A 13,987-nucleotide genomic window follows, 5' to 3' on the forward strand; every position below is an offset into this window, starting at 1 on the left:
AAAAATTTAAAGAAAGAAATCCATACGGAAGTAGATCGGCGCTTCACGTTCAGTGATCGGCCCCGGTCGTTCCAAAGAGTGTGCAAAGGTCACTGTGGCCGCGACGTTCTTGCCGCGTGCAAACAGCTCCAGGGAATTGCTGGTCATGCGCCCATGCTGCTCGGCGTTGTAGCGACCGTGGCGGATCACGCCCTGGTCGTAGCCGAGGCTGGTGCCGTATTCGCTGAACACCGGCTGCATCCAGGCCCAGGTCACCGGGCGGCTCCAGCGCAGGTCGTTGCGCCAGTAGCCGCCGCTGTCGCCGGACAGGCTTTGATCCTTGTAGCCGCGAATCGAGGACTGCCCACCCAGGCTCATGCGTTGCGGGCTGAACAGCACGTCTTCGCTGCGTTGGCCGGTCATCAGGCTACTGAAGCTGAATGACTCGCCCCACAACTTGAACGGGTACAGGTAGCTCACTGTCGCGGTGTATTTGCGGTAGCGCGCATCGGCCTGGCCGGGCCGTGGGTTGTGGTTGGCCTGGGCATCGAGCGCGCCGATGCCGTCCTGCATGCCCAGATCGACGTTGAGGAACGAGCCGCCGATGCGCCGGCCGTGGTTGATGCCAAACTGGGCTTCGCTGAGGCGGTTGCTGCTCAGGGCGAGCTTGCTGTCTTCGATGAAGTTGTTGGTGCGCAGGTAGGCCACGCCGGTACTGAGGGAGGTCTTGCTCAGGGCGTCGCGGTGGACGACCCGCTCCAAGCGCAACTGGTGGCTCTGGCTGTCACCGGACTGCTTGAAGTTGAAGCCGCTGGCCTGGGCGAGGGAGCGGTATTCAGTCTCGCTGTAGCTGTAATTGAGGTTCCACCAGCCAAACGGCAGGTTGTAGTTGAGCATCGAGTTGCGCGAGGTCTTCTGGTGGTCGCTGACGGCATCGTGGCCGCCGCGCAGGGAGAGTTGGTCAGCCAGACCGAGAGGGTTATCCCAATCCAGGCTGGCGCCCCACTGCTGCTCGCCAGTGGCGCGCTGGCCGCCGTTGTGACGCGACAGGCCGACGCGCCAGGGTTTCTGCGGGGTGTTTTTGACCAGCACTTCGCTGCCGCCTACTTCTTTGCCGGGAGCCAACTCCATCTGGGCCTGGTTCGAGGGCAGACGATTCAGTTGATCCACCATCTGCTCGATTTCACGCAGGTTGAGCAATTCACCCTTTTTGCCTGGAAAACTCATCGCGAGTTGCCGGTCGGTGATGCCGCTGCCCTGCTCGCCCTTCAATCCTTCGAGCCTGCCTTCGACTACCTGGATCTTGAGCACGCCGCTGGAGAGGTCTTGTTGCGGCAGGTAGGCACGGCTGGTGACCAGTCCTTTGGCCAGGTAGTGGTCGGTGATGAGCTTAAGCACCTCATTGAGTTGCGGTACGCCCAGGCATTGCCCGATGTAGGGTTGGACCAGCGCGTGGCGCTCGCTTTCAGATAACGCATCGGCACCGGTGAGTTCGATGGCCTTGATGGCGAAGCAGCGGGTGTCAGCAGGCGCCGTCGGTTTGGCAGGAGCGGCGGCTTTGCCGGGCAGGTCCTTGAGTTCTTCAAGGCGGCGTTGCTGCTCTTCGAGCAGGCGATCCTGGCGGTCGCGGATCAGGTCGGTGACCCCGGGCGTATTTTGCACCGGTGCGGCGTGGGCCAGCCCAGCGGTCCCCAGGCAAAAAAATGCGGACAGCAGGCTGAGCCTGGTCCGACGTACAGAACGCCACATTTCTAGATCCCTCTATATGGCGTAGTGCCATCAATGAGCGGCGATCTTAAGATGGCGATATAGTGGCGTCAATTAAATGTACAACTTTGTACCACTACCGACTCCAAGAGAATGGGTATTGCCGGCCTTGGGTGGGCCGACTGCTGCCTCTCACAACATCGGCCCTAAGCGGTCGCTCGCCGGTTAACGACGGACCATCGATTCGCCCAGACGTGTCAGAGCTGCACGTAGCTCTCGGTCATTACCTCCGAGCGCATTGCTGGCGATGGCTGCGTTTCTCAACAGGATCGACGCCGCATGTTCGATGTGTTCCTTGAGCAGACGGTCGGACGGACCGGACAAGGTCAGCGCCCCTTTCAACTCATGGCCCATGGCAAACACCGGCACTGATACGGCGGTAGTTTCCGGGTCCCGCTCGCCGAAGGAGCAGGCCCAGAAGCGTTCGCGGACCTCGGTCAATGCAGGCTCCGCATCGCGGGAAAAGGCCCGAAGGATCTTGCCTGACGCTCCGGCCTGCAACGGAAAGCGCGCGCCTTCCAGCACCGAAACCCGCACCGCACGCTTGGGCTCGACCCGAAACAACACGACGCGGCTGCCGTTTTCCAGCACGTAGAACGAAGAGGTTTCACCGCTTTCCTCAGTGATCGACTCCAGCAAGGGGTGAATCACGTCGCGCAGTCGGAACGAGGTCTGGTACAGCTGCGACAAACGCAGAGGCTCAGGGCCGACCGAGTAACGACCATCGGTGAGGCGACGGACGAACCCGGCTTTTTCCAGCGAGGCGATCAGGCGCAGGATGGTGCTTTTGTACAACCCCGTCCGCCGCGCGATTTCGGCCAGGGCCAGACAGTCCTGCTCGATGCTGAAGGCCGACAAAATGGCAAATGCGCGGTCGACGGCAGCCACGCCGCCTTCGGCATTGGCGGCCTGGTCGGAAAGGTTTTTTTCAGATTCGGTAGTCATAGACACTCATTGTCGATTCGTCGCTCGCAGGCGGCGGATGATTCGCAAACCACCCCGCCAACCCGCAAGACAATATCAGAGCCGCCCGATCCCTTCTGAAAAAAGTGCAGCCGCTGCTCACTACTCGCGCAGGAAGAAGCGAAGCGAGACGACCATTGCTGCGGCAACGAACATGATGCAGCCCATGACCATCAGACCTGCGGTGAACGACCCGGTGTAGTCCTTCAAAAAGCCCATCAGGTAAGGCCCGACAAACCCGCCAAACGCGCCAATGGAATTGATCAGTGCGATTCCACCCGCTGCGGCTTGCCCGCGCAGGAACTTGCCCGGCAAAGTGTAGAAAATCGTCTTGCCAGCGATCGTACCGATCAGCGCTAAAGTAATCCCTGCCAGTGCCGGAACCAGCGCGTCCATTCGCAGCGCCAGGATTAACGCAAAGCCTGCCAGCAGCATGGCCACGGTCAGGTTGAAAATGCCTTTGCCGGTACGGTCCACATGTTTGGCCCAGATCAGTAGCGCTACAGTGGCAAAGAAGTACGGAATGGCCGCAACCCAGCCGATCATGCTGACTTCGACACCATGGGCCTTGAGCATCTGCGGCAACCAGATACCGATGCCGTAGGAGCCCAGGGTGAAGCTGAAGGTGATCGAGCTGAGAATCCACACGCGTGGGTCTTTGAGTGCGGCCTTGAAGCCATGGCTGTGCTGACCTTTGCTCTGCTCTTCGGCGAGCATGCCGGTCAGCACATGGCGTTCTTCGGCGGTCAGCCATTTGGCCTCGGCCGGGTGGTTGGTCAGCACCTTCAAGGTAATCAAACCGAGGATGCACGCTGGCACCCCTTCGATGAGAAACATCCACTGCCAACCCGCAAGCCCGAGCAAACCGTGCATCTGCAACAGCCAGATCGACAGCGGCCCACCCACCAGAAACGAGATCGGCGTGGCCACGGTAAACCAGGCCAACACCCGCGTGCGGTATTGCGCGGGGAACCACAGGGTAAGGAAGAAAATCACGCCGGGAAAGAAGCCGGCTTCAGCGATGCCGAGGATCAAGCGCACAATATAGAAGCTGTACGGCCCGACGATCATCGCGGTGGCGGCAGCGGCCAGGCCCCAAGTGATCATGATCCGCGCCATCCAAAGGCGGGCGCCGAAACGGTACATCGCCAGATTGCTCGGCACTTCGCACAGGCAGTAGCCGAAGAACATGATGCCCGCGCCAAGACCGAACTGCGTGGCGGTCAGGCCCAACTGCTCGGTCATCTGCAACGCGGCGTAGCCGACGCTGGTGCGGTCCAGGTAATTGAAGAAATACGCCAGCGCGAGCAAGGGGATCAAGCGCCAGGCGGCCTTGTGCAGGACGCGGGTCTGCTCGGCATCCAGGGAGCGCACGCTGCTGATATCGCTGCTGTGCGGGGGTGTCGTGACGATGGCCATGACGGGTTTCCTCAGCATTTATTTTTATAAGGCTGACGGCGGGAATGTCCGTCAGCTACAGGAATCAGGAATCCCTTCCAGCGGTATCAGCGAACGATGCCACGCCCGCGCAACGCTTCGATGTCACCCGACGCGTAGCCCATTTCTTCGAGCAGCTCGGCAGAGTGACTGCCCATTTGCGGCACATTGAGGCGGGTATTGAAGCGACGACCATTCATCTCGAACGGCAGCATTGGCACCTTGACCGCGTCGCCATTCTCCAGCGTCAGATGGGCCAGCCCACCCGACTCGTTCAGGTGCCGGTCCTCGAACAGGTCCTGCGGCCGCTGGATCGGCGAAAACGGCAGGCCCGTCTGCTCGCACAGGTCCATGACCTCCTGCTTGCTCATTTGCGCCAGACGCTCGCGGACCTGCGGCAGAATCCTCGCCCGGGCCTGCACGCGCTGGGTGTTTTTCGCCAGTCCAGGGTCGCGCCCCAGCTCTGTAAAGCCAAAACCCTGGCAGAAATTGACCCACTGGCTGTCGCTCACCACGCCCATGAACACCTGCTCATCGCCCAGGGTATTGAACACGTCGTAGATCGCCCAGGCTGACAAACGACTGGGCATCGGCGCGGCAGGCTTGCCAGTGGTTGCCATCTGCATCATGTGTTGCCCCACCAGAAACGCTGAGTTCTCGAACAGCCCGGTCTGCACGAACTGCCCTTCCCCGGTGTTTTTGCGTTGCCACAGCGCCGCCAGAATCGAGATGGCGCTGAACATACCGCCCATTACGTCATTGACCGAGGCACCGGCGCGTAACGGGCGGCCTTCGGGACCCGTCATGTAGGCCAGGCCCGTCATCATCTGCACCACTTCGTCCAGCGCAGTGCGATGTTCATACGGCCCCGGCAGAAAGCCTTTCATCGAGCTGTAGATGATGTCCGGCTTGATCGCCTTGACCTGCTCGTAGCCCAGGCCGAGCTTGTCCATGGCGCCGGGACGAAAGTTCTCGGTGACCACATCGGCGCTTTCGATCAGCTTGCGCACCGCGGCCATGCCTTCCTCGGTCTTGATGTCGACCGCGAAGCTTTTCTTGTTGCGGTTGTAGGTCATCCAGTAGCCAGCGCCGGAGCCGGTCAGGCGACGCGTGTTGTCACCCTCGGGCGTCGGCTCGACCTTGATCACTTCAGCGCCGAGGTCCGCCAGCACCAGCCCACAGGTCGGGCCCATGACCATGTGCACGAACTCGACCACGCGCACGCCTGCCAGCGGCAGCGCCTGAAGGTTCCGATTGAGCAGGCTCATCGCGCACCTCCGGCGTAATGGAAATTCTTGCCGACGCCTGCGTCAGGGATGAAGCCATACAGCGGCTCTCCCGGCAGGCCCTGTTTCAGCCAGGCGCGAGCGGCCACCAGCTTGTCGATGTCCACGCCGGTGCGCAGGCCCATGGACTCGAGCAGGTAGACCAGATCCTCGGTCACGATATTGCCCGACGCCCCCGGCGCATACGGGCAACCGCCGATACCGCCCTGAGAGGCATCGATGGTGGTGACGCCAACGTCCAGCGCCGCGACCACATTGGCCAGGCCCTGCCCACGGGTATTGTGAAAATGCGCGCTGCCGGCCTTGCTGCCGATCTCGTTGCGCAGACGGGTGAACACGCGACGCACCTGCGCCGGATTGGCGTACCCCACAGTGTCGGCGAGCCCGACTTCATCGACGCCCAGCTCGACCATCGTAAGGGCCATGCGCAGCACGTCGTCCTCGGGCACCTCGCCCTGAATCGTGCAACCGAACACCGTCGACAGCCCGGCCTCGACCTCGACGTGCGGGAAGCGCTCGTTGCGCAGGGCCATCACCGTGCGCACTTCGTCGTAGACCTGTTGATGGGTCTTGCGGATGTTGGCCAGTGAATGGGGCTCGCTGACGGAAATGGGCAGGGTGATCTTTTGTACGCCCGCGTTGAACGCTGCCTCGGCGCCCTTGAGGTTCGGCACCAACGCGGTAACGAACACGTCCGAACGCTGACGCATGTGCGCCACCAACTCGGCGGCATCGGCCATTTGCGGCAGCAGTCGGGGGGACACGAACGAGCCGACCTCGATCTCCTTCAAGCCCGCGTCGGCCAGGGCCGTCAGCCATTTAAGCTTGAGCGCAGTGGGCATGGTCGCGCTAATGCTTTGCAGGCCATCACGGGGGCCGACCTCGCTGATCAGGATGTCCAGGTTGTTATTAGAGTTCATCGCCGGGTCTCCGGGTGGTGGAATGCAATAGTTCTATCTGACAGAACACTGTTCTGAAATAATCATGAGCCGACAAAATCCTACTGTCAACGCCTCTCATCCCGAGCGATGCGTCAGGGCGCTCCCGAGAGCGTTGGGAGTGCCTGGTGATGAATTGCGAAATGAAAAACAGACAATCCCGGTGGGTTGACAGCTGAAAAAATAAAGTCGAACCTTGTTCTATCTGCAAACACAACGTTCTGTCAGATAGAACAAAAACAATAAGGCGAAAAGGTCTCGTCACCAGCAAGATCGGTGCTTTCCGTTCGCCCCCGTAGGAGCTGATCCTGTGAGCCTGTATGCCCCGCCTCGCGATTTGTCGACCCGCGTGTTCACCACGCTGCCCGAAGAATTCTGGAAAGACGGCGACTCCGACTGGGTACGCGCCAACAAACCAGGGCAGAAGGTCAAAAGCTTTCTCGAAGGGCCGTCCTTCGACCGGGACGGCAACCTGTACGTCACCGACATTCCCTACGGCCGCATCCTGCGCATCGACCCTCAAGGCCACTGGACGTTGATCGCCGAGTACGATGGCTGGCCCAACGGTTTGAAAATCCACCGCGACGGGCGGATTTTCATCGCCGATTACAAGCAAGGGCTCCTGACGCTCGTTCCGCACACCGGCGCGGTGACACCGTTCCTCACTCACAGTCGCAGCGAAGGCTTCAAGGGTGTCAACGACCTATTCTTCGATGCCGGCGGCAAGCTGTACTTCACCGATCAGGGCCAGACCGGGCAGCAGGACCCGACCGGTCGCGTCTACGCCTATGATCTGGAAAAGCAGACCCTCACGCGTCTGATCGACAACGGCCCGAGCCCCAACGGCCTTGTCATGGACCTCGCGCAGAACGCGCTCTTCGTGGCGATGACTCGGGGCAACGCTGTCTGGCGCCTGCCGATCCAACGCGACGGCGGCACCAGCAAGGCGGGCATTTTCACCGCCATGGCCGGGGGCGTCAGTGGCGCCGACGGCATGGCGCTGGACAGCGAAGGCAATCTGTATGTGTGCGATGCCGGTAACGGCTGCGTCTGGGTGTTCGACCCTCACGCCGTGCCGCTGTACCGCATTCGCTCGTGCACCCAAGGCCGCACCCTGACCAACCTGGCGTTCGGTGGCGAGGGCAATCGGCAATTGTTCATCACCGACTCTTCTACAGGTTCCATCCTGGTCGCCGACCTGCCCCACAGCGGCCAGCCGATGTTCTCGCACCACTAAACCCGCAACACGCTGAATCCTGTGCGCCTGCTGCACCGGCTTCGTTCGGCCCGAAGAACGCGAGCCGTCCCGCGCTCGCCCCCTACAAAACCAATAAAAGGGATGCCCATGTTGATCTTTCTGAGCTACGCCATGATCGTCTGCTTCATGTACCTGATCATGAGCAAGCGCCTTTCACCGCTGGTGGCGCTGCTGCTGGTGCCGATCCTCTTCGGTTGCCTCGGCGGTTTCGCCACGCAACTGGGCGGCATGATGTACGACGGCGTGAAGATGCTCGCCCCCACCGGCATCATGTTGACCTTCGCAATCCTGTATTTCTGCATGATGACCGACGCCGGTCTGTTCAACCCGCTGATCAAGGTGCTGTTGCGGCTGGTCAAGGGCGACCCGCGCAAGATCGTTGTCGGCACCGCCGTGCTGGGGTTGTGCGTCGGCCTGGACGGCGACGGCGCAACCACGTACATCATCGCCACAGCAGCTTTTTTGCCGCTGTATCGTCTGACCGGCATTCGTTTGCAGGTCATGGCCACCGTGCTACTGCTGGCCATCGGGGTGATGAACATCCTGCCGTGGGCCGGGCCGTTTTCGCGAGCGGCCAGTGCCATGCACGTCGACATCACCGAGCTGTTTTTACAGATGGTTCCCATCATGATTGCTGGCGGTGTATGGGTGATTTTTGCCGCCTGGTGGCTAGGTCGAATGGAATACCGCCGTTTGGGTATTGTCAGCGTCAGCGAAGACAAGGTGCTCGAAGGCTACGCACACGTTCGCCTGAGCGACCCGAAATTTCTGTTCAATGTGGTCCTGACGGTCGCCCTCATCAGCTCGATGATGCTCAGCCTGATGCCGCTGCCGATCCTGTTCATGGTCGCCTTCGGCCTGGGTTGCCTGATCAACTACCCGACGCTCAAACAGCAGAAGGAAGTCATCGGTCGGCACGCCGACAATGTGTTGGCCGTGACCCTGCTGATTTTTGCGGCGGGCATCTTCGTCGGCATCATGGGCGGCACCGGGATGATCAAGGCTATCTCCGATAACCTGATCGCCATCCTGCCAGAGCAGGCTGGCCACGGCATGTCAGTCATCACCGCGCTGCTCAGCATGCCGTTCACCTACGTCCTGACCAACGACGCGTTCTATTTTGGAGTGCTGCCCATCCTCGCCGAAACCGCTGCCCACTACGGCATCGGCCCCCACGAAATGGCCATCGCCTCGTTGATCGGCCAGCCAGTGCACCTGCTCAGCCCGCTGGTGGCCTCCACTTACCTACTGTGCGGGCTGCTGGACATTGACTATGGCGATAACCAGCGGGTCTCGCTGAAGTGGACCTTCGGCACCGTGCTGGTGATGTTGATCGCGGCCATCGCAACTGGCGCGATCACGGTCATAAACTGAATGCTCAACAGGTTGATTTGCGGATCTGGATGTCAATGCAGCGAGGCAATTTCAACAACCCTGAACCGGCTCTACCGTACAACCGCTCAGGAATCGCGCTGAGTGCCCTGGCGCAGCGCATCAAGATGTTGTTGGGCCTGGGCGGCTTGGCAATAGGCGTTGAGGATGCCTGCGATCTGGTCGTCATCCAGGGTATGGCCCTCATGCATCACGCCGGCGGATTGAATCAGGATCTGCGGCTGGGGTTTGTTCAGGGCCAGCGCCTGGTTGCCGAACAGCTGTCGCGTGGCGCGATGCACAGGCAGGGGCGCACCGGGTCGCAAAATCAGTTTCTGCACCGTCAGCCAGCCTTCCTCACTGACGCTGACGTCGGCAATTTCGACGAGATCGACCGGCGCACTCAAGGTGTCCACAAACAACTGGCGGCGGGTCAGGCGCATAAAGGCATGTTGCCCGGCGTTGCGGTGCTGCCAAGTGAGCAGTACGAACACCACGGCCATCACCGCGGCACACACGGCCAAGCCGTTGTAACCTCGGTGCAGCCCGAAGCCCAGCAAGCCCAGGGCAATCAGCAAAAACAGCGGACCGCGCACCTTGTAACGGCGCGAATTGGTGAATTCGGTCTGCTCGGGCACGCGATGGATGACCTGCTCGAGTTCGGCGATCGCACGCTCGCGCTGAGCTTCGCGGGAGTCGGCATATTCCTGACTGAGTGTGCTGGCGAGATCCGACAGCGGATCGGAGGGTTGGGTCATGGGTCATTCTCCTTGAGCGATTGATATAGGCGGTGATACAGGCAGCCCGACATCGGAGGACGATGCATGGGTGAGTTGGCTGAACCAGTGGCGGTCGTGCTCGGTAGGCACGCGAGTGGCCTGGGCCAGCAGGTCGTCATCCAGTCGCACGCCCAGTTGCTGCATGCGCAGTGATGTCGGCGGGTGCGTATCGAACGGGTGCGCGATGGCATGGTCCAGCGCTGCCTTGTCCAAGCGCAGCGGTGTATGAAGCAGGTGGTCGGCAAGGGCCTGGATCAGGTTCGGGTGGCGCTCGGTGAGCAGCGTGTGGATCTCACCGTCGAGCGCGATAACGCGTAACAGTGCCTGGCAGAATAAGCGCTCACCGCCGATGTTGCCGCCCACCCTATCTGCGACCAATTCCTGGGCGCGGCCCCAGTGGTGCACCGCCAGTTGAAAGTGGTGCAGGAAACGCTGCGTCATCCAGATTGCCGGGCGCTCGACCCACGCCGGGTCGGCATCCCCAGCGCTGATATACGAAAAGTGCAGGCACATCAGGCTGAAATGCGCCCCGATCTCGCTGCCCCGTTCGGTGTCGCGACTGCTGAAATGGCCCAGCTCATGGCCGATGATCGACGCCGCTTCGGCCTGGCTCAGGCTAGAGAGGTAGGTCAGCGGCAAGTAAAGGGTGCGCCCGCTGAGCACGTCACCGGCGGGTTGCAGCGCGACATCGACGCTGGTGACGAAAAATGCCTGGTCGATGCCCACCACGATATGGTCGGGCACCGGCGCACCGGCCGTATTGGCCAGTTGCTCAACCCACGCCCATAAGGCCGGTGCCTTGGCGCGCCCCAGGGTTTGGCCCAGAAACGCCGAGGAAGGCCGGTCCAAGGCGTGCCATTGCCGGCGCAACCGCTCAATCAACAGACAGCCTGTCCAGAGCACGGTAATCACTGGCACCGCCACCAACAGCATGAACCAGCCGCCGGCCTTGAAGTGGCTCCAGCCCCAGCTCAGTTCATACAGCAGGCACAGCGCCATCGCGCAGACCAGCAGCCCGGTGTAGGCCACCAACCAGTGGCCCAGAGCACGCCAGCAGAGGAACAGACGGCCGTAGAGAAAGTCCTTGGATTGCCGCGCGCGCCATGCGTCCAGCCGCATCTTGAGCCATGTTGAGAGCCCGGCCACCAACGCGGCGATGGCCAGCCAGTACGCCAACCCCGCCAGGGCCTGACGCACACGCAGCCAGGCGTAGTCGCCGTCGATACTTTGCGCGTCCCGCAGCACTTCATCGGCGCGCCAGCTCTGCAGACTGGCCCACCCCATCAGGGCCAGCGGCAGTACCAGTATCGTTAGCGCCCACGACCACCGTGCGAATCGACCCACTGCTCAGTTGGCCTGCAAATAATCGGTCAGGAATGCCTGCGCATTGCCTTGGCTGGACAGGAACTCGTCATAGCCAACGTTCAACGCTTGAGCGTCGCCGGGCAAGTACAGCTCGCCCCAGCCTTGACGCAGCACCAGCACGACGAACTTCTGGCCGTCCACGGTGGTGGAATAGCGGGTGTCCTTGCCGGTCTTTTCCACGGCCATTTTCTGGATCTTCATGTTCCAGTCGTGGTCCACGCCCTCTACCTGCACCAGCGCCTGATTGTCACTGCGCGCGCCGATGCGCAGGGTCCAGACTTTCACGCCGCCTTCGCCGGCATAGGCCAACACTTTTTCCGCGACTTCCGGGCGGTTGTCAGCCTGGGCGATCCCCGCGATCACGGCCAGAACCAGGCCCAGCAGCGCTGCCCACTTGCGATATATCAACATTTACGGCTTCCTCGACAGTTCAAAGCCGACCATTGAAATCAACGCGCCGACGCCTGCCAAGCGGTGCGGCCGTGGCGCACAATAATAAGGCCGTGGCTCACAACAACTGATCGGCCTGCCCGATGTCGATATCATGCAACGCTGCCCACCCGCTCTGACGGACGCTTTTGCCAATGGACCGCCGCAACCCCTATCTGGACACCCACTTCTGCTTCGATCACCCAGAGGCCCTGGACCAGGCCGGTGTATTCGATGACAGCGCGCAGCAGGTCATGGGCAGCGCGATCGGCCATTACCGTGCGCAGACGGTGCGGCCGCACCTGCAGTATTTCGACTGCGATTTGCAGTTCCCCGAACCGTTACGCATCCACAAGGTGCTGCCCGACAGCGTGTGCATCGTGCAGGTACTGGGTGGGCAATGGCAGCATCAGGTAGACGGCCGGCTAAATGAATACACCCCCGGCGCGCCCCATGTGCTGGGCTTGAGCGAAAGCATGGAAGCCATGGACCAGATGCCTGCCGGCAGCCGTGCGCGCATGGCCGGGCTGCGCATCGGCGGCGACTACCTACGCCAATTGGCCGAAGAAGACCCGTCACTGCAATCGCTGGCCAGGCTGCTCGACGATGGCATGCACTTTTCAGAACTGCACGGCTGTCGCGCCGTCGGGCGTTTGTTCGAGCGCCTTTATCACTCGCCCTACCAGGGGGCGTTGGAACGGCTGAACCAGGAAAGCCTGAGCCTGGCCGTGCTGGTCGAGCTGGCCACGCACCTGGCGCCACAACCGGCCAAGCCCACGGCCCCGTTGCGCAGCCATTCGGACCTGGCACATGAAGCACGCTTCAAGCTCGACGCAAACCTGATGAAACCACCCGGCACGCTGGCGCTGGCACGGGAACTGGGCGTGGGTGAAACCACCCTCAGACGTGCCTTCAGCCGGGTGTACGGCCAATCGATGCTCGATTATGTGCGCCAGCAGCGCCTGGAGTTGGCGCGCACCCTGCTGCGCCAGCGCAAATGGCACGTGGCGCAGATTGCACACCGCCTGGGGTACGCCAACCCTGCCAACTTCAACCACGCCTACAAGGCGTATTTCGGTCATCCGCCAGGGGCTGAATCCTGACGTTCGCTACGCCGACTCTGCCGTCTTTGGTTGAAACCACTGCAGCGACTTTCATGGGGCTTCCCTCTGAATCGTAGGATTAGAGACGCCTTCATGCCTATCACGCTGTGCGCTTTGATCCCCCCCAGAGAAATCCAAGGCAAAAAAAAGCCTGCATCTCTGCAGGCTTCTCTTTATGTCGCTATCTGGCTCCACGACCTGGACTCGAACCAGGGACCCAATGATTAACAGTCATTTGCTCTACCAACTGAGCTATCGCGGAATGCGCCGTATGTTACTGATTGAAAAGGAGAAGTCAAGCTTTCTCTGGCACTCGGCGTGATTAAACCGGATGGCCGGTTGAAACGGCGTGCTCCCTAGCCAGTTCCAGCCAGGCCAGGGCGGCGGGTGGCAGGTGGGCGCTGGCGCGCCAGGCCAGGGCGATGTGCCAGTCGGTGTGGGGTTCGTCCAGGGGGATCAGGGCGATGCCGGGGTGTTGGTGTTTGTGCGCCAGCATGCGTGGCACGAAGGCTACGCCCAGGCCGGCGGCGACCAGGTCGATGATGAAGTCGATCTGCCCGCTGCGGGCGGTCACCTTGGGGGTGACGCCCTTGCGCTCGCAGGCGGCGAGAATCTTGGCGTTGAGGGCGAAGCCGGCTTCAAACAGGATGAACGGCGAATCGGCCAGGTCGGTGAAGTCGATACGTTCAAGGCGGGCCAGCGGGTGGCTGATGGGCAGCACCGCCATCAACGGTTCGTTGCGCACGGGCTGGAAGTCGAAGTCTTCGTCCACCGGCAGCAGCAGCGCAGCCAGGTCGACCTCCCCTGCTTCCAGGCATTCGCGCAGTTTTTTGCTGCCATATTCGGTCAGTTCGATGTCGATGTCCGGGTAACGGCTGCGGTAGGTGGCGAACATGGTCGCGAACAGCACGCCGCAACCCACCGGCGGCAGGCCGATGCGCAGTACGCCGCGCTTGAGGCCACACAGGTCGTTTATCTCGGCCACCAGGTCATTGCGCTCGGCGAGCAGCACCAGGGCGCGACGGTAGGCAATTTCGCCGGCCGCCGTGAGTTCGTTGCGATGGCCCAGGCGATTGAGCAGCGGCGTGCCCAGTTCGTCTTCCAGGGTCTTGACCGCCTTGCTCACGCTGGATTGAGTCAAGGACACCACCTCGGCAGCCTGGGAAAATCCGCCCTGGCGCACCACTTCAACAAAGGCGCGCAATGTTCTCAGGTTCATCAGTATTCCTTTGGCGACTGGCTGCCAGCGATAAAAGTTGTTTTTATCATGCCAGAGAATTGCCTATCCTGAAGCCACCTTGCCCGTGGAGCC

General features: G+C 61.4%; 12 protein-coding genes and 1 tRNA gene. 3 read left to right on the forward strand and 10 right to left on the reverse strand.

Annotation, left to right across the window (positions count from 1 at the left end; translation table 11 throughout):
• Window positions 1-6: 6 nt before the first annotated feature.
• From K5K89_RS20150 to K5K89_RS20170, 5 genes are all read right to left on the reverse strand, one after another.
• Window positions 7-1,728 (reverse strand): ShlB/FhaC/HecB family hemolysin secretion/activation protein, encoded by a 1,722-nt coding sequence (locus K5K89_RS20150; RefSeq protein WP_261400730.1) that lies wholly within the window; start codon window positions 1,726-1,728, stop codon window positions 7-9.
• 183 nt (window positions 1,729-1,911) lie between these two features.
• Window positions 1,912-2,691 carry an IclR family transcriptional regulator gene (locus tag K5K89_RS20155; RefSeq protein WP_102592320.1) on the reverse strand — a complete coding sequence of 260 codons (780 nt, stop codon included), beginning with the start codon at window positions 2,689-2,691 and terminating at the stop codon, window positions 1,912-1,914.
• Window positions 2,692-2,811: 120 nt separating this feature from the next.
• Window positions 2,812-4,128 carry an MFS transporter gene (locus tag K5K89_RS20160; protein WP_058424970.1) on the reverse strand — a complete coding sequence of 439 codons (1,317 nt, stop codon included), beginning with the start codon at window positions 4,126-4,128 and terminating at the stop codon, window positions 2,812-2,814.
• Between the two features lie 86 nt (window positions 4,129-4,214).
• On the reverse strand, window positions 4,215-5,414 hold the full coding sequence (locus K5K89_RS20165; RefSeq protein WP_071490726.1) for a CaiB/BaiF CoA transferase family protein: 1,200 nt from the start codon (window positions 5,412-5,414) through the stop codon (window positions 4,215-4,217).
• On the reverse strand, window positions 5,411-6,352 hold the full coding sequence (locus K5K89_RS20170) for a hydroxymethylglutaryl-CoA lyase (protein ID WP_222540139.1): 942 nt from the start codon (window positions 6,350-6,352) through the stop codon (window positions 5,411-5,413). Before K5K89_RS20170 ends, K5K89_RS20165 begins: the two co-directional genes overlap by 4 nt.
• 328 nt (window positions 6,353-6,680) lie before the next feature.
• On the opposite strand from K5K89_RS20170, the gene K5K89_RS20175 reads away from it, so the two are divergent.
• Together K5K89_RS20175 and K5K89_RS20180 are read left to right on the forward strand one after the other, a co-directional pair.
• Window positions 6,681-7,607, forward strand: a complete 927-nt coding sequence (locus K5K89_RS20175) for an SMP-30/gluconolactonase/LRE family protein (protein ID WP_222540140.1) — start codon at window positions 6,681-6,683, stop codon at window positions 7,605-7,607.
• A gap of 108 nt (window positions 7,608-7,715) precedes the next feature.
• Complete coding sequence (locus K5K89_RS20180) at window positions 7,716-9,002, forward strand: CitMHS family transporter (protein WP_058424974.1); 1,287 nt, start codon at window positions 7,716-7,718, stop codon at window positions 9,000-9,002.
• Between the two features lie 86 nt (window positions 9,003-9,088).
• Here K5K89_RS20180 and K5K89_RS20185 read toward each other — a convergent pair whose 3' ends face one another.
• The 3 genes from K5K89_RS20185 to K5K89_RS20195 form a co-directional block, all read right to left on the reverse strand.
• Window positions 9,089-9,757: a hypothetical protein gene (locus K5K89_RS20185; protein WP_261400731.1), complete on the reverse strand. Its 669-nt coding sequence runs from the start codon at window positions 9,755-9,757 to the stop codon at window positions 9,089-9,091.
• A 3-nt stretch (window positions 9,758-9,760) separates the two neighbouring features.
• A complete protein-coding gene (locus K5K89_RS20190; RefSeq protein WP_261400732.1) occupies window positions 9,761-11,062 on the reverse strand; it encodes a M48 family metallopeptidase in 1,302 nt (433 codons plus the stop codon).
• A 63-nt stretch (window positions 11,063-11,125) separates the two neighbouring features.
• On the reverse strand, window positions 11,126-11,554 hold the full coding sequence (locus tag K5K89_RS20195) for a hypothetical protein (RefSeq protein WP_071492789.1): 429 nt from the start codon (window positions 11,552-11,554) through the stop codon (window positions 11,126-11,128).
• 173 nt (window positions 11,555-11,727) lie between these two features.
• Between K5K89_RS20195 and K5K89_RS20200 the strand changes: the two genes are divergently transcribed.
• A complete protein-coding gene (locus tag K5K89_RS20200) occupies window positions 11,728-12,675 on the forward strand; it encodes a helix-turn-helix transcriptional regulator (RefSeq protein WP_058424977.1) in 948 nt (315 codons plus the stop codon).
• 186 nt (window positions 12,676-12,861) lie between these two features.
• Here the strand turns inward: K5K89_RS20200 and K5K89_RS20205 are convergent.
• Both K5K89_RS20205 and K5K89_RS20210 read right to left on the reverse strand, forming a co-directional pair.
• Window positions 12,862-12,937, reverse strand: a tRNA-Asn gene (locus tag K5K89_RS20205).
• A 60-nt stretch (window positions 12,938-12,997) separates the two neighbouring features.
• Window positions 12,998-13,894, reverse strand: coding sequence for a LysR family transcriptional regulator (locus K5K89_RS20210; RefSeq protein WP_071490736.1), 897 nt, complete (start codon window positions 13,892-13,894; stop codon window positions 12,998-13,000).
• Window positions 13,895-13,987 lie beyond the last annotated feature (93 nt).

The organism is Pseudomonas sp. DR208 (assembly GCF_019823005.1).
GTDB classification, from domain to species: Bacteria; Pseudomonadota; Gammaproteobacteria; order Pseudomonadales; family Pseudomonadaceae; genus Aquipseudomonas; species Aquipseudomonas extremorientalis.

Bases quoted from the DNA above. Each gene is read 5' to 3' on its own strand.
- K5K89_RS20210 (WP_071490736.1), bottom strand. From the start codon at position 13,894: ATGAACCTGAGAACATTGCGCGCCTTTGTTGAAGTGGTGCGCCAGGGC.
- K5K89_RS20180 (WP_058424974.1), top strand. From the start codon at position 7,716: ATGTTGATCTTTCTGAGCTACGCCATGATCGTCTGCTTCATGTACCTG.
- K5K89_RS20155 (WP_102592320.1), bottom strand. From the start codon at position 2,691: ATGACTACCGAATCTGAAAAAAACCTTTCCGACCAGGCCGCCAATGCC.
- K5K89_RS20195 (WP_071492789.1), bottom strand. From the start codon at position 11,554: ATGTTGATATATCGCAAGTGGGCAGCGCTGCTGGGCCTGGTTCTGGCC.
- K5K89_RS20165 (WP_071490726.1), bottom strand. From the start codon at position 5,414: ATGAGCCTGCTCAATCGGAACCTTCAGGCGCTGCCGCTGGCAGGCGTG.
- K5K89_RS20200 (WP_058424977.1), top strand. From the start codon at position 11,728: ATGGACCGCCGCAACCCCTATCTGGACACCCACTTCTGCTTCGATCAC.
- K5K89_RS20150 (WP_261400730.1), bottom strand. From the start codon at position 1,728: ATGTGGCGTTCTGTACGTCGGACCAGGCTCAGCCTGCTGTCCGCATTT.
- K5K89_RS20190 (WP_261400732.1), bottom strand. From the start codon at position 11,062: ATGGGGTGGGCCAGTCTGCAGAGCTGGCGCGCCGATGAAGTGCTGCGG.
- K5K89_RS20160 (WP_058424970.1), bottom strand. From the start codon at position 4,128: ATGGCCATCGTCACGACACCCCCGCACAGCAGCGATATCAGCAGCGTG.
- K5K89_RS20170 (WP_222540139.1), bottom strand. From the start codon at position 6,352: ATGAACTCTAATAACAACCTGGACATCCTGATCAGCGAGGTCGGCCCC.
- K5K89_RS20185 (WP_261400731.1), bottom strand. From the start codon at position 9,757: ATGACCCAACCCTCCGATCCGCTGTCGGATCTCGCCAGCACACTCAGT.